The organism is Sphingomonas sp. GW821-FHT10F09, from assembly GCF_058809195.1.
In genome coordinates this window covers 439,240-454,991 of the sequence record NZ_JBXASI010000001.1, presented here as the reverse complement: position 1 = coordinate 454,991, position 15,752 = coordinate 439,240, and the positions used below count along the sequence as shown (strand labels likewise).

Annotated in this window: 12 protein-coding genes; 5 read left to right on the top strand and 7 right to left on the bottom strand. The window is 63.3% G+C overall.

Features of this window, described 5'->3' with window-relative positions; all coding sequences use genetic code 11:
- Positions 1-80 precede the first annotated feature (80 nt).
- Positions 81-1,295: a COG3415 family protein gene (locus AC1RTO_RS02170; RefSeq protein WP_493159291.1), complete on the bottom strand. Its 1,215-nt coding sequence runs from the start codon at positions 1,293-1,295 to the stop codon at positions 81-83.
- A 404-nt stretch (positions 1,296-1,699) separates the two neighbouring features.
- Here AC1RTO_RS02170 and AC1RTO_RS02165 point away from each other — a divergent pair, with 404 nt between their 5' ends.
- From AC1RTO_RS02165 to AC1RTO_RS02145, 5 genes are all read left to right on the top strand, one after another.
- Positions 1,700-2,392: a hypothetical protein gene (locus AC1RTO_RS02165; RefSeq protein ID WP_493159290.1), complete on the top strand. Its 693-nt coding sequence runs from the start codon at positions 1,700-1,702 to the stop codon at positions 2,390-2,392.
- A 636-nt stretch (positions 2,393-3,028) separates the two neighbouring features.
- On the top strand, positions 3,029-3,910 hold the full coding sequence (locus AC1RTO_RS02160; RefSeq protein WP_493159289.1) for a hypothetical protein: 882 nt from the start codon (positions 3,029-3,031) through the stop codon (positions 3,908-3,910).
- A 34-nt stretch (positions 3,911-3,944) separates the two neighbouring features.
- A complete protein-coding gene (locus AC1RTO_RS02155; RefSeq protein WP_493159288.1) occupies positions 3,945-6,254 on the top strand; it encodes a TnsB C-terminal domain-containing protein in 2,310 nt (769 codons plus the stop codon).
- 10 nt (positions 6,255-6,264) lie between these two features.
- On the top strand, positions 6,265-7,272 hold the full coding sequence (locus AC1RTO_RS02150; protein WP_493159287.1) for a TniB family NTP-binding protein: 1,008 nt from the start codon (positions 6,265-6,267) through the stop codon (positions 7,270-7,272).
- Positions 7,269-9,170, top strand: a complete 1,902-nt coding sequence (locus tag AC1RTO_RS02145; RefSeq protein WP_493159286.1) for a hypothetical protein — start codon at positions 7,269-7,271, stop codon at positions 9,168-9,170. The genes AC1RTO_RS02150 and AC1RTO_RS02145 overlap by 4 nt, the downstream gene beginning before the upstream one ends.
- 476 nt (positions 9,171-9,646) lie before the next feature.
- On the opposite strand, the gene AC1RTO_RS02140 is transcribed toward AC1RTO_RS02145, so the two are convergent.
- The 6 genes from AC1RTO_RS02140 to rpsM form a co-directional block, all read right to left on the bottom strand.
- Entirely contained in the window at positions 9,647-11,194 is a 1,548-nt protein-coding gene (locus AC1RTO_RS02140) for an alpha-N-arabinofuranosidase (RefSeq protein WP_493159285.1), read from the bottom strand.
- A 134-nt stretch (positions 11,195-11,328) separates the two neighbouring features.
- On the bottom strand, positions 11,329-12,885 hold the full coding sequence (guaA, locus tag AC1RTO_RS02135; RefSeq protein WP_493159284.1) for a glutamine-hydrolyzing GMP synthase: 1,557 nt from the start codon (positions 12,883-12,885) through the stop codon (positions 11,329-11,331).
- Positions 12,886-12,987: 102 nt separating this feature from the next.
- On the bottom strand, positions 12,988-13,410 hold the full coding sequence (gene rplQ / locus AC1RTO_RS02130) for a 50S ribosomal protein L17 (RefSeq protein WP_493159283.1): 423 nt from the start codon (positions 13,408-13,410) through the stop codon (positions 12,988-12,990).
- Positions 13,411-13,664: 254 nt separating this feature from the next.
- Complete coding sequence (locus tag AC1RTO_RS02125) at positions 13,665-14,732, bottom strand: DNA-directed RNA polymerase subunit alpha (protein ID WP_293877731.1); 1,068 nt, start codon at positions 14,730-14,732, stop codon at positions 13,665-13,667.
- Positions 14,733-14,816: 84 nt separating this feature from the next.
- Complete coding sequence (gene rpsK, locus AC1RTO_RS02120; protein WP_007405180.1) at positions 14,817-15,206, bottom strand: 30S ribosomal protein S11; 390 nt, start codon at positions 15,204-15,206, stop codon at positions 14,817-14,819.
- An 85-nt stretch (positions 15,207-15,291) separates the two neighbouring features.
- Positions 15,292-15,660 carry a 30S ribosomal protein S13 gene (gene rpsM / locus AC1RTO_RS02115; RefSeq protein ID WP_037534131.1) on the bottom strand — a complete coding sequence of 123 codons (369 nt, stop codon included), beginning with the start codon at positions 15,658-15,660 and terminating at the stop codon, positions 15,292-15,294.
- Positions 15,661-15,752 lie beyond the last annotated feature (92 nt).

Sequence of the window (15,752 nt, the reverse complement as noted above, 5' to 3'; positions counted from 1 at the left end):
GAGCACCGCAGTCAGCAATTCTAAATTTTTCGCCTTCAAGACGGGCTGCATTGCATTTTTAGGTGCAAATCCGACTAATACTACTCCGCAAACCTTCTTAACGCCGGCGCTCCCCGAAGATTATATGGTGAAAATGGCATCACTTGTTGCAGCGCATCAGTCATTTGGCCTGCTTTAGAGACATTCGTAACTGACGGCGTGAGGATATTCTTCCTACGGAGCAGTTCTAGGATCGGCTGATTGTGCTCGTTCACACTTTGCGCGACGATCGCACTCGCCTCCTTGGAGCTAAACAAGGTTTTCGCCGACTGCCCGGCGGCTGAGTCGCCAATGCCCTTCTCGGTAGACGCGGGAAGAAGTAGGAGGCGGCCTAGTCTCCGGCCTATGACGGCAATGGTTGATCGGCCGAACCGCCGCGGCCCTTCCGACTTCACGTTTTCCTCGCCGATGCTCCCTTTCAGAACTTGGACGAAGTGGGCGAAAGCCGGATCTGCCGAAGGCGCGACTGAAACGGTGATGCGTGTCCGGTCCTTCCGCGAAACATCTAGTCCGTTCCACTTTACGTAGTGAAGAGCCTGTCTAAGTGCCATAGCCTGGCCGAAGGCAGCATTGCGTTCCGTACAGAGATTGACGGCAAGGATCAGTCCCGTCGACACTTCCAGCACTGTCGCCAGGATCGCCTGACGAGGCGTCGCGTCTTCATCGTCGAAGATGGTCATGGACACGGCACACGCGTCGACCACGAGCTCGCCACCGAAAGGCGATTCGTCAGTATCGACTATGCTTCTCGACTGTTCCAGCCGAACGGATCGGACCACTGCTTCGGCGACTTCGAGCGAAACGCCGTCCTTCGTTGCCTTCCTGACAAGGCGGGCCAAGGTCTTGACCGGCAGATCGGCAAGCACATCGTTCTTGAGAAGATCGATAGCATGGCGACGGGCCTCGTCACGAACCGCTCTCCTGCCTGCACCACGAGGTTTTCGGCCCGTAGAACCGGAGACCGAACGCAGACCCCGCCCCTCCGCTACGTCCCAAGCCTTCCTGAGACGGTAGAACGTCGGGAGGCTCACCCCTGCTTTCCGGGCGGCTTCCTCCACATCGATCTCGCCCGACCGCAGTGCGGCGAGAGCGTCGAGTCTCGCGAACATCGACGCGCGCTGATCGGGTTTCGCGACCGAGAGCAGATATCTGTCCTCATCGGTCAGCCTGTGATCGAGGTGGCTCAGGACTTCCGCCTCCTTCGCGCTCAGTTGGACGACTGAGTCGGATTGGACGTGCTCTCGCTCAAATTCCACGTGTTGTCCTTACCTTACCAGGTGCGAGGGTTGAGACCGCATTCGGTCTCCAAATGCATCCAGGGTTATAAGTTGCTGACTTGACGCGGTTTTTCATCTCATTCCAAGCCGCGCTTGCGAATCACATTTTCCACGCCTATCTTCATGTCATTCCAAGCCATAGAGCATTGGTTAACACGATACGATACATCACGGCTAGGGCACAAGTGCCGTTCGCCTGCTGATGGTTGAAGCATCCTGCGCTGAGTGAATTTTGACGGTCGCGGGCTCGTATCGACGTGAAGGGCGTTCGCAAGATGGGTAGGCATTCTTGGTCGAGATTTCCGGCAGCTCAGGTCCGCATCCAGCAGCCCGCCATTAGCGGCGTCGCGCCGTACCGCAGCGATGCGCGCGGACGAGAGCAGATGCCGCGGCTGGACGTCACGGTCGACGTTAAGACCACGGACATCGCCGGAACGGTCCGGATCGTCAGTCCGCCCGGACCTCGTCGGAGCGCAGACCGCAGGATGCTGGAGTCGGAACTCGAGCTGGTCGACCGAGCCACGGCGTCTGTGATCCGCACGCTGCCTCGCCCGATGATGGCCGAGATGGAAACTGACGATGGTCTGATCACCTCTACGGCGGCGCGCGCCCGTCTGTCCGTCAGCGGCGCATGGTCTGTCGTCTACCATCACGAGTGCGAGGAGGATGTCGAGAGCGACGCCGTGCGTCGCGAGGTGCTTCTCTGGCGCTTGGCGGCGGCAGCCGTCGGAGCGCGATACGTCGGCGAGACGACGCTCGGCTCTCCCGTGTTCAGGGAAAACCTGCGCATGCTCTCGCCGTATCGCACCATCCTGCCGACGATGCCGCAGCGGGTGAAAGCGGCGAAGATCCTGGGCGACGGCGGCTCCTTCGCACTCGGCGAGCTGTCCGGCGTCCTGCACCCGAACGCGATCAACGGCCGCGCTATCGTGTACGGCCTCCTGCTCCGCCGGTGCGTCGCCATCGACCTCGAAAAGCCCCTGGGGCCGGACAGCGAGGTGCGCGCCAGCGTGGGGGCACCGGAGATCATGCCCGGCCTCTTCGATCTGCTCCGCAAGATCCAAGCCGCCGGCTGAGCAGCCGCTGATCAAGGGGCGCCATCTTCCCTCCTCGAAACAGCTGACGCGGATGGAACGCTGACTGGCCGGTGATCGCACATCGCCGGATCAGAGCCCCGATCTAAGCCCGATAACGCTTTTTCCTGCTTCCGCGCTGATCCCCCGGGTCGGCGAACCACGCCGCTCGTCCTCCTCGATCTCTCGATAAGTTCAGCGGACGCAGCCGATAGAAGGATTGAACGTGAGCAATGACAGTCGTGCCCTCCGTGCCGCGCTTCTGACAGCGACCGCTCGGCAGGACCACAATGCCGTTCGACACGGCTTTGTCGCAAGTCGATCGGGCGCCGCGTCTCGCCAGCGTAATGGCCCGCTTCCAGTCACCGTGCCGTGTTTTGCGAGAAGCTGTGAGGCCCCTGCCCTGCAGGCATCGCCCGCAAGCGGGAACGGCTCTTCCGTTCTCACCCCGTCTCGCGGCCCGTCAAGCAACGAACCGCGCCAGGCAGACCGAGGCACGCTCTTGCCCGAGTTCCACCGCAGCTCCGGCTCGAGGCGCAGCATGAACCGTGTCTGCCGACGAGCGATTGACGCGCGGCTTGGCAGGATGAGGTTCGACGGATTTCCCGCCGCCTCAACGTCGACGGGCCAGGAGATTGCGTGACCGGTGGCAAGGCGATCAGGCAGGAGGACGTCGACGACGACCTGGCTACGTCGACCGTCCCGAAGATCGCCTCCCTCGTCGCAAAATCGGTAGCCAGAGCGGAGCAGATCGGCGCTCTGATGCTGGACCCCGTCTACGAGCCGTCGAACATCCGCCTGCGCCAGCTCGGCATCACATCGGATCTGCACCCCGACATCGGCTCCGCCGAGCTCGAGTCGATGGGCACCGTCATAGTGGCCGAGCACGGTGGCAGTCTGCGTACGTTCTCGGGCGGCCTCCCGCATGTCTGCGGATGGTGGCCGAGCGCGAAGGCCCGCCGGGTCCAGCATTGGGAAGGAATGGCGGCCTTCGACCACCTGCTCGCCGCCGAGTGCAACCCGCTGGTCGGCCGAATGCAGTCCGAAGGTATCGGATTCCGCTTCTTCTTGGGCGGCAAGTGGCTTGGGTACACGGCCGATGCGGACATGTGGATCGACGGAAGGCGGCACGTTGTCGAGATAAAGCGGAGCGAACGCGACCTGCGCAATCCCGAGTACCTGCTGAAGCTCGCCGCCGTCGCGGAGATCTGCCGGCGCTGTGGATGGATCTTTCGCATAGTCCTGGCCTCCGAGATCTTCGTGAACCGTCACCATCGGGAAAACTGCCAGCGATTTGCGATGCGGCGATTCGCGCATGTGCATCGCCGGCACATCAATCGGCTGGAAGGCTTCGCCATGCGCAAAGGGTTCGAGACGACCTACTGGGATCTGGCTCACGCCCTGGCACCGCGCTGCATCGAGGCCGGAGAGGCAGTGCTGCAGGCGCTCACCATCCAGCGTCGCGTCGCGATCGATCTCACCCGCCGAGTCCAGCCGAACACCCCGGTGACCATTCTGTAGCGAATGCGGCAGACCCCTTTCGGAGGAGGATCCGATGACGCCTGTTCCCCCCAATCCCGGAGACGAATGGCTCGCTCCCGACAGCGAGCCCGAGTTCGTCATCTCGAGGTCCGCGATCATCATGATCCGGAACGAGCCCTTCAAATATAACGGCTTGCTGCCCGGCGGCCGGATCTATCTCATGCATGTGAAAACCGGTCTGCCGTTCCTGCGCAAGGACGAGAAGGGCGAGGTCGGGCTGCTCACCAGGCAGGGCTGGGACGATCTGACGATCGACGGCGACCTTCGCGTGGTAGAGCCGCCGCCGAGGATATCGGCGCGTCTGATCGCACGCATGACCGACTGGGACTATCGCTCGATCGTCGGGCCCCGCGACAAAGATGGCAACGCTCTTTCGCCGGTCGCAGGCGAGGCGCTGCCTCTTGAGCCCGATGCGGCCAAGATGCTTGCGGAGGTCCTCTGCTGCGACGAGCACGGAGCCAAGAACGGCAACGTGTCGATCCGGCAGACGCTGGAGCAGCACTGGCCCGGAGAGCTGGAGAAGAAGTTCGGAGCGTTCGACAGTCCCGCGACCATCAGGCGCTGGCGGAGCGAACGTGGAACCGTAGGCGATCGCCAGCTCGTCGACTTCGTACGCATGTGGGGACGCGTGCCGCGCGGAGGCTATCGCGACGGGGTGGTGGATGGAATCATCTACAAGGTCTGTCTTCGGGCGAAGACAGAGCCAGGCACCCTCGAGGACATAACCGCCGAGGCGGCGACGCTCGTCAGGGAGATCAACGCCGGCGACCATCCCGACTACGAGAAGCCGGCTGTGCCCTACCCGGTGCCCAGCCAGTCCAAGGTATACCGGTCGTGGCGAGAACTCGAGAACGCGTACACGGCAGCGACTCTCGAGGGCGCCGCGGTCATTCGGTCCGAGTGGAAGGGCGCGGGTCGGTCGCTCCGGGCCAAGCACCCGCTGCAGATCGCGATGATCGATCACGCGCGGCTGCCAATGGCGGTGGTCATCGACCTCGACAACGACATCCTGTTCACCGAGGTATGGCTCACGGTCATGATCGACGTGTGCTCCAGAGCCGTGCTCGGCTGGGTGATCACCGCCTTTCCCCCGTCGCTTTGGACCGTCGCGGAGGTGATCCGACGAGCCAACCGGTCCAAGCGTCCGCCGCCGCATATGGCGAAAAAGCACCCGATTCTGCGTCGGCTCTGCGGCAGGTGCGACATCATCATCGTCGACAACGGCCGCGAGTTCCGCGGTCACGGACTGGAGGATGCGGTTGCAGGCGCCGGCTTCTCAGTGCGGTTCGCTCCCATCAAGCGCCCTACGTACAAGGCAGTGGTCGAGCGCCTCTTCAGAACAATCAAGATCAAGCTGACGAGGCGCCTGCCCGGCGTAACCATCCCGATCGCACGAGCGCGCAAGCGCGAGTATGATGCGAGGATCAAGGCTTGCGTTACCCTCGATGATCTCGAGGCGCTGATGAACCAGTGCATGGCCGAGTATCACACCGAGCCGCACGAAGGTCTGCTCGGCCGCCAGCCTGCGCTCGTCTTCCAAAAGGGCACGGGGGGCGTGATCGAGATCTGTCACGAGATCGATCGATACATGAACGAGATCATGGACGTGAGATTCAAAGTGCAGGTCGACAAGGCGGGCGTTACCCGCTGGGGCCTGCGATACACGAGTCCGCCGGGCGAACACGACGCAGTCTCGGATCTTCTGGACGATCTCGTTCCAACCGAGCCACGCCGACAGCGCCGCGACGACGCGAGCGCATTTACGAAAGTGAAATTTGACCCGATGAACATCGGTCGGATCCTCGTGTGGAATCGGAAAACGCGCAGGTACGTCGCCTTAGTCTGCGAGTACTCCAACTACTCGGAGGGGATGCCGCTCGCACTGCACAAGCAGATACGTGACCAGGCGAAGATCGAAGCGGACGAGTTCAACAGCGAGGAGCAGTGGCTTACCGAGCGGGCCCGTCGGATCCGCGCGATTCGCACGATCGACGCCACTGCCAGTCGGGAGCAGCGAGCCGAGCTGGCGAAGCTGAACGAGATACCACGCATCCACCAGATCGTCGGCAACATCGTCGACCTCAGCATCGAGCCGGCGGAGGCGGTGACGCTCGATGACTTCATCGCTCACGATGTCGCGGCCATCCGGTCCATCGACCACGAAATCCGGGCACCGCGCAAGGACGTGGCCAGCGAGGGATCTGACAAGCCGAAGCGCGTCCTGGCTCGCGACCGCCGGCAGGCGGGCCAGCCACGGCAGGACGAGACCAAGCCGCCACGCCGCAGCAAGTCGTCCCGGAAGACCATGGCCGAGTACAAGTAGGAGCAGGAAGATGTCAGACCAGGAAGATCCTTCGGTCCGTACCGCGCGATCGGCGGAAGCCGCGGCTAGGTTCAATGCTATCAGGGTCGGTCACGGTCCCCAGAACGCCTTGGTGGCCGGTCTGGAAGGATTTCGTCTGCAGGCAGTGGCGATTAGGGCGAAACGGGCCGAGACGGGCGTGAAGATCCCGATGCCTGTCGTCAGGACGTTCGCGGAACTGGGCGTCGGCAAGACGATCGGCGCTGAACTGCTCGAGGCCATGCACATGCCGACCAACCCAGCGGACAGGCGCCGACCCGTGATCATCGCCACGCTCGACACTACCGGTATGCAGATCTCGATCCCACAGGCCATTCTGAAGGCGCTGGGCAAGCCGAACTGGAATCATGCGTCCAAACCCGCCATCGCATGGGAGCGCGCCTACAAGGCGCTTCGCGAGCACGACGTCCAGCTCGTAGTGTTCGACGAGATGAACCGCGCTGCGCGCCGGCCTTCCATGGGCGAGGTCATCGGCGGCGATCTGATGGATATGCTGGTCGCTGGCGAGGCCGCTGTCGCCTTCCTTGGGACGAAGGAAGCAAACAAGGTCTTCAATCGCGTCCCAGCCTTAACGGATCGGATGAAGTCGCCCGTCGTGCTCAAGGCGCTGGAGTGGTATGACGACGGCGAGAAGGCGATCTTCGTCGAGTTCGTGAGGAAAATGGAACAGGCGATGCTGGACTGCGGCCTGGTGTCGAGCAAGGCCGGCCTCGACGATTACGTGGAAGTCCCCAGCGATAAAGCTCCGGTCAAGCGACCCGCCAAGGACGCCAAGGATACCGCCAAGCTGCTCTGGGAAGTCTGCCAGGGACGTCTCCGTCCGCTCTGTCTGCTTCTCGAAGAGGCGGTCAGTCTGATCCATTATGACAACAAGAGCCTGGTTCTCACGCACGACGTTCTCGCCCAGGCCGTGGAGAACCACAGCATCGAGAACGGGATCATCGACTATAATCCTTTCACCGGCGAGAGCCCGGAATGATCGGTCCGGGCGACATCGAGACCCGCGCTCCGTTCGAAGGCGAGTCACTTTACGGGTACGTCGCGGACATCACCGGCATGAACAAGCTGGGACGCGTGGCCGAGATCGCCGGAGCAGCTGACCGACTGCACGGCCATCGTCCCCAACTCACGACGACCGGCTGGGACGACCTTCCGGCACTTGCGGCCATTCTCGACGTCGATGTCGCCGAACTACAGCTGCGGTCCTACCCTATCGTGGCAGGCGATAGGGGCCGCAGGGCGTTCTTCGGCACGACTGTAGCGAGAGGCGACATCACGACGCGGGTGCGGCGCTTCTCGCCTCTAGCCCTCGCCGCCAGCCCCTTTCATCGAGCGATGTGGCAGCTACGCCTTCCTTTCGACGCAGACACGGGCGAAATCCTGCTTTCACACTGTCCGCTCTGCGGCAAGACGCAGCGCTGGCGCCACTCCGCGGGAGTAGCGTTCTGCGACAGCTGCGGCGAGAGCCTCGATCAGCCAGCGGAGCGTATCGATGACGACCTCAGGGCCAACCTGTCTGCGGCGATAGGTCTCACCCATACTGATCCGTCCCGCAGGAAGGCGTCCCTGGCCAAGCTGCCGCGGGAGATCTCCGATCTGGGCGCCGCCCTCGCGTACGAGCTGCTGCTGCGACTGGTGCCTATCGCCGAGCCGTCCTGCGCGTGGACAGGATCCAACCGTATCTGGAATAACGACGCTCATGACATCGCACGAGGTATCCATGGAGCGTGGGAGCTTATCGCGGGATGGCCGCAGGCGATTCTCGAGCGCATCACTCGGGACCTGGAAGTAGCGTCCCGCGGCTCGGACGGCACCGCAGGCGCCACAAGACGCTTCCTCAAGCTGAGGGACTACGACTTCATTGCACCGGAGCTTGCGTCGTTAGTTGGCCGGCTCCATCGATCGATCGACACCGCAGGCCCACTCGGCGCAGACCTGAAGGCTCAGACGATGACCAGCCTAGAGGTAGGACGCTATCTACGTATGGGATCGCAGGACGTGTCCGCACTCCGACGTGCGGGTGCCTTCAAGACTGTCGGCGTCGCGCGCGGATCGATGCTGGTTCCGGCTTTCGACCGCGAAGAAGTAGAGCTGATCGAGCGTGAGATGCATCTGCGCTACGACCTCAACCGGGTCGGCGCCGAGCTCGGCCTTCCGTACTACGCGGTCGAGCAGCTTTGCGCCCTGAACCGGCTGCCACTCATGCCGCACCCGTTCTTCCGTGCTCGATATAGCAAGCCCCAGATCACCAGGAAAACGGCCCGCAACCTTGTTCAGGCAATTACTGCCGCTCAGCAGCCCTACCTTGAGGACGCAGTCAGCCTAGTCGGGCTCGTACGGATGGTCGGAGGACGACTGAAGCCGTGGGATGCCATTGTCGAAGCGATGCTAGATGGAGGGCTAAGCTACACTATCGAACAAGGCACCACGTCGCTGTTCCAACGCATCAGGGTCAGACGGGAGGATATCGAGCGATATCTGGAGCTGCGGATTGCTCGCGTCGACCAAGCCTGTACGCCTGGTTCCGGGCTGAATCCTGATATCCTATTCGAAGAAAAGATGACGAAGCAGGATGCTGCCGAAGTGCTCAACCTCTCCGTGAGGGAGGCGACCAATCTTCTAAGCGGTTATCCCACTCGACCTGACCCAACCGTTCCCATTTCTGACGTCCTTGCGCTAGCGGAACGCTACGTCACGACTGTGGAGATAGGGACCCGGCTCGACGTACCGTACCAGCGAGTTCTATTCGCCGCCAAAGCAGCGGGAATCAGGCGCGCCTGCGACGCAGGCTTTGAGAGATCTCTCACCGCAGCGATCGTTGATGCGACAATCGCACTTTCGCAGAAACTGGCGAAACCACAGGCGCGGCGCGGCTAAGCTCGGCAATTCTTCACTGCGATGAGCCACCTCGCTTGTTTTCGGCCCACCCTTCGGCAAGCCCCGCGCTGACGGATGGAAACAAGCCGGCATAATGGCGCAGCACCGCCGTCGATCTCGCCCGTTCACTCATTTCCGATCTGCTTCGCAAATCGCCGCTGCGTATGCGCGCTACGCGCGGAGCATGCTAATGCCTGCTACCACCATCCGAGAGCATCTTCGCTAGCTCTATCTCTTTCACGCATGATCACGGCCATATTCGCGATGAATTCGCTTGGAAGAACGATAGCCTACCCTGCGCTGCCTGATCGGCTGTGACTATTGAGATCAGCGGTTGCTGGTTAGTCAAACCACCGACGTGGAGCCGATCGGTTCAGGCTTGTGAAAAACAACGCTTATGAAAAATTCACCGCCCCCTTGAGGGCGGCGCAGGCTTAGCGGAGAAGGACATCCCTCCCGTCGCTCAGCCCCGTCGATCAGCGAATATCCAGCATCACCACCGATTTCGGCGGCAGCGTCACCTGCAGCGTGCCCCCCGCCAGCGTCGCCCCGGTGAAGGCGATCGGCACCACTGCATTCGGCGCATCGAAGGTGTTGTGCGCGTCCATCGCCGCGGCGGTGAGGATGCGGCCGGTCACCGCCCCGCCGGCGACGCCGTCCAGCTTCACCGTCACGGTCGCGGGCTGGTTGGGATCGACGTTGGTCAGCCCCATGTGAACCGCGCCATCGGCGCCGCGCACCGCGCTGGCGCTGACCGCCTTCAGCACCCACTGGTTCTTGGAATACCAGCGCGACTGCACCTCGACCGGCAGGACGATGCCGTCCTGATAGTCCTTGTACAGGTCGAACACCCAATAGGTCGGCGTCTTCACCATGCGATTGCCGTCGGTCAGCATCATCGCCTGGAGCACGTTGACCATCTGCGCGATGTTGGCGCCGCGCAGCCGGTCGGTGTGGCGGGCGAAGATGTCGAAGTTCAGGCTGGTGACCAGGGCATCGCGCAGCGAATTCTGCTGGTAGAGGAAGCCCGGATGACTGCCGGGCTCCTGATCGTACCAGGTCCCCCATTCGTCGACGAGCAACGCCACGCGCTTCTGCGGATCATGCTTGTCCATGACCGCCGCATGCTTCGTGATCAGCTCTTCCATCTTCACGGTCTTGGCGAGCGTCCGCGCCCACTGATCCTCGTCGAAGCCGGTCGCGGCACCCTTGTGCTTCCAGTCGTAGGGAATGGTGTAATAATGGACGCCGATCCCGTCGAAATGACGGCCGGCATCGCGCATCATCACCTCGGTCCAGTTGTAATCCTCGGCATTGGCGCCGCTGGCGATCTTCATCACCTTCTGCCCCTCGGGCATCTTGAGGAAGGTGCCGTAGCGCCGTGTGATGTCCGCGGCATATTCGGGGCGCATGTTGCCGCCGCAGCCCCACAATTCGTTGCCGATCCCGAACATCGGCAGCGCCCAGGGCGTCTTGCGGCCGTTGGCGGCGCGCTCCCTCGCTAGGCTCGATCCGGTCGGCGAGGTCATATATTCGACCCATTCCGCCATCTCGCTCGGCGTGCCGTTGCCGACGTTGCCCGATACATAGGGTTCGGCGCCGAGCATCTCGGAATAGTTCATGAATTCGTGAGTGCCGACCGCATTGTCCTCGGTCACGCCGCCCCAGTTGGTGTTGATCTTCACCTTGCGCTTCGACGGTGCGCCGATCCCCTCGCGCCAGTGATATTCATCGGCAAAGCAACCGCCGGGCCAGCGAACGACGGGAACACGGATCGCCTTCAGCGCGTCGAGCACGTCGCGGCGGTAGCCGTCGACATTGGGGATGCGGCTGCCCTTGCCGACCCAGATGCCGCCGTAGATGCCGGTGCCGAGATGCTCGGCGAACTGGCCGAAGATGCGCTTGTCGAACCTGGGTGCGGGCCGATCACCATGGACGACGACCGTCTCGGCCGGGGCGCCGGCCTGTTGCGCCAGCGCGGGAGCGGCCAGAACCAGAGCCAGCGCGGTCACCATCGTCTTCATCGGTCCATCTCCCTTTACCGCCGGCGCTGCCGCCATGCTCCGGGGAGCTTTCGAACCTCCCCTTGTTGCCATCTTGTCAGACAAGATGCGGCGGAGGTCAAGGGTGCCGCTACGTCAGGGGCGCATGGACCGGGTCATTCCCATTCGATCGTGCCGGGCGGCTTGGAGGTGTAGTCGTAGACGACGCGGTTGACGCCCTTCACCTCGTTGACGATCCGGGTCGCGACGCGCGGCAGGAAGTCGCTCGGGAAGTCGAACACCTCCGCGGTCATGCCATCCGTCGACGTCACCGCACGCAGCGCGAGAACGTGGTCGTAGGTGCGGCCATCGCCCATCACCCCGACGGTACGCACCGGCAGCAGCACCGCGAACGCCTGCCAGATCGCGTCATAGAGGCCGGCGTTGCGGATCTCCTCCAGATACACCGCGTCCGCCTTGCGCAGGATGTCGCAGCGCTCCTGCGTCACCTCGCCGGGGATGCGGATGGCGAGGCCGGGTCCGGGGAACGGATGGCGACCGACGAAGACGTCGGGCAGGCCCAGTTCGCGCCCCAGCGCGCGGACCTCGTCCTTGAACAGTTCGCGCAACGGCTCGACCAGCTTCATCTTCATGCGCTCGGGCAGGCCACCGACATTGTGGTGGCTCTTGATCGTCACCGACGGACCGCCGGTGAAGCTGACGCTCTCGATCACGTCGGGATAGAGCGTCCCCTGCGCGAGGAATTCGGCACCGCCGATCTTCTTCGCCTCCGCCTCGAACACGTCGATGAAAGTCTTGCCGATGAACTTGCGCTTGGCCTCGGGGTCGGTGACGCCGGCGAGGCCGTTCATGAACAGCGTCTGCGCCTGCACATGGACGAGCGGAATGTTGTAATGGCCGCGGAAGAGGCCGACGACCTGCTCCGCCTCCCCGGCCCGTAGGATACCGCCGTCGACGAAGACGCAGGTCAGCTGGTCGCCGATCGCCTCGTGGATTAGCAGCGCGGCGACGGAGGAATCGACCCCGCCCGACAGGCCGCAGATCACCTTGCCCTTGCCGACCTGCGCCCGGATCTCGGCGATCTTGGCGTCGCGGAACTCGGCCATCGTCCAGTCGCCGGCGAGGCCGCAGACATGACGGGCGAAATTGGCGATCAGCTTGCCGCCGTCGGGGGTGTGGACGACCTCCGGGTGGAACTGGACGCCGTAGAAGCGGCGCGCCTCGTCGGCGACGATCGCGAAGGGCGCGCCTTCGGAGGTGGCGACGGGGACGAAGCCGGGCGGCAACGCGTCGACCTTGTCGCCATGGCTCATCCAGACCTGATGGCGCTCGCCCTCGGCCCACAGGCCGTGGAACAGCCCGCAGTCGGACTTGACGTCGACGAACGCCTTGCCGAATTCGCCACCGTCGCCGGAGATGACGACGTTGCCGCCAAGCTGCGCGCTCATCAGCTGCTGCCCGTAGCAGATGCCGAGAATGGGAATGCCCGCCTCGAAGAAGCGCTGCGGCGCGCGCGGGCTGGTCGCCAGCGTCACCGACGCGGGGCCGCCCGACAGGATGATGCCGGCGGGCCTGATCCGGTCGAATGCCTCTTCGGCGGATTGGAAGGGGGCGATCTCGCTATAGACGCCGGCTTCGCGGACGCGGCGGGCGATGAGCTGGGTCACCTGGCTGCCGAAATCGACGATGAGGATGCTGTCGGTGTGCTGCATGGCGGGCGTGTAGCGAGGTGGCGCCGATAACGAAAGGGGCCGCACCATCGCTGGTGCAGCCCCCTCGCCATTCCAAATTCCTGCCTATGCAGGCGCGATCGCTTATGCGGCCTCGTCGAAGTCCTCGTCCGACTGGACCGGACCCGAATCCTGGCCCTTCGCCGACACGTCGCGATCGACGAATTCGATGATCGCCATCGGCGAGGCGTCCGACGCGCGGATGCCGGCCTTGATGATGCGGGTGTAGCCGCCGTTACGGGCGGCATAGCGCGACGCGAGCACGTCGAACAGCTTCACCAGCTGTGCATCGTCGAGCAACCGCGCATGCGCCAGACGACGGTTGGATAGGCCACCCTTCTTCGCCAGCGTGATGAGCTTTTCGACGTAGGGGCGCAGTTCCTTCGCCTTGGCGACGGTGGTGGTGATCTGCTCATGCTTGATGAGCGCGGCCGACATGTTGCGGAACAGGGCCGTACGATGGGCCGAGGTACGCTGCAGCTTACGACCGCCAACGCGATGACGCATGGGTAATTCCTTCGTTCGTAGGGGGGCCGGATGAGGTACCCCGATCCAGGCGGTGTTGTGGAAGGGCCACCACCATTCGCCCTTTGGAAAGTCACAAAGGTCACGCCCGGGAGCATGTCCTTCGGTGGCCGGGTGGCGGTGCGGCAAAGCCGCACCGGTCACGTCGAACAGGACGGTGTCGCGGCATTGCCGCTTCCCCGCCCGCCGGCCGGGCTTGCGCCGTCTCCGGGATAGCGTGGCTATCCCGGTGCAGCTTAGCCCATGATTTCCTGCTCGAGCTTCTTCGCCATCTCTTCGATGTTCTCGGGCGGCCAGCCCGGGATTTCCATGCCAAGGCGCAGGCCCATGGACGAGAGGACTTCCTTGATCTCGTTCAACGACTTGCGGCCGAAGTTCGGGGTCCGGAGCATCTCAGCCTCGGTCTTGCCGACCAGGTCACCGATGTAGATAATGTTGTCGTTCTTGAGGCAGTTCGCCGAGCGCACCGAAAGTTCGAGCTCGTCGACCTTCTTAAGAAGGTAACGATTGATCTGCTGGGTGTCTCCCGCCGTCTCGCCACCGGCCGCCGGAGCAGCCGCCTGGCCGATCGGAGCGGACGAGCGCGTGATTGCCGAATCGTCGAAGTGGACGAACAGCGCGAGCTGGTCCTGAAGGATGCGGCCGGCATAGGCCACCGCGTCTTCCGGGGTCACCGTGCCGTCGGTTTCGATCGTCAGCGTCAGCTTGTCGTAATCGAGGTCCTGCCCGACGCGGGTCGGATCGACCTTGTACGACACCTGACGTACCGGCGAATACAGCGCATCGACCGGGATCAGGCCAATCGGCGCGTCGGCCGGACGGTTGGCGGTCGCGGGGACATAGCCCTTACCGATGTCGGCGGTCAGCTCCATGTTGAGCGTCGCGCCTTCGTCGAGATGGCAGAGCACCAGATCGGGGTTCATCACCTCGATATCGCCCGACACGGCGATGTCGCCGGCCTTCACTTCGCCGGGACCGGTCGCCGAGAGCTGGAGGCGCTTCGGCCCCTCGCCCTGCATGCGGATGGCGATCTGCTTGACGTTCAGGACGATGTCGGTGACGTCCTCGCGGACGCCGGCCAGGCTGGAGAATTCGTGCAGCACGTTCTCGATCTTGATCGAGGTCACGGCGGCACCCTGCAGCGACGAGAGCAGCACGCGGCGCAGCGCGTTGCCGAGCGTCAGGCCGAAACCACGCTCCAGCGGCTCGGCCACGAAGGTAGCCTTGCGCTTGCCATCGCCGCCCTTCTTCTCAAGGCCGTTGGGCTTCTTCAGTTCCTGCCAGTTCTTTGCATTGACAGACACAGGTGTCCCCTAATTTGGGCCGGAACAGGGGGCAGCTCCAGCCGGGAGAAAGACGCGCCGACTCGTCAGCCGGCGCGTGAGAGATCAGACGCGACGACGCTTCGACGGCCGCACGCCATTGTGCGGGATCGAGGTAACGTCACGGATCGAGGTGATCTGGAAACCGACCGCCTGCAACGCGCGCAGCGCCGATTCGCGGCCCGAACCCGGGCCCTTCACTTCGACTTCCAGGGTACGGACGCCGTGCTCGGCGGCCTTCTTGCCGGCGTCTTCCGCGGCCACCTGAGCGGCGTACGGAGTCGACTTGCGGCTGCCCTTGAAGCCCATCATGCCGGCGGACGACCACGAGATGGCGTTGCCCTGCGCGTCGGTGATGGTGATCATGGTGTTGTTGAAGCTGGCGTTCACATGGGCGACGCCGGCGGTGATGTTCTTGCGTTCGCGACGGCGAATACGCTGCGGTTCACGTGCCATTGGTTGAAATCCTGACCTGGATTACTGAAAGCGCCGGACGATCTTCTTCAGACCTGCCCCCGGCGGAGAAGTAAGCGACCTGCGCTTACTTCTTCTTGCCGGCGATCGGCTTTGCCTTGCCCTTGCGGGTGCGCGCATTGGTGTGCGTGCGCTGGCCGCGGACCGGCAGACCCTTGCGATGACGCAGGCCGCGATAGCAGGCCAGATCCATCAGGCGCTTGATGTTCATCGCGGTTTCGCGACGCAGATCGCCCTCGACCGTGTGGTCGGCGTCGATCGTCTCGCGGATCTGCAGAACTTCCTGATCGGTCAGGTCCTGAACGCGACGCTCGGGAGCGATGTTCAGCTTGGCCGTGATTTCCTTCGACTTGGTCAGACCAATGCCGTGGATGTAGGTCAGCGCGATCACCACGCGCTTGTTGGTCGGGATATTGACACCCGCGATACGTGCCATGAAATGTTTCTCCTAGCTCCACGGGGTTCGGCATGGCCGCACGACCCCCATCTCGTCGCATCTTCCGAGCAACACCGCCCGCCCCTGTTTGC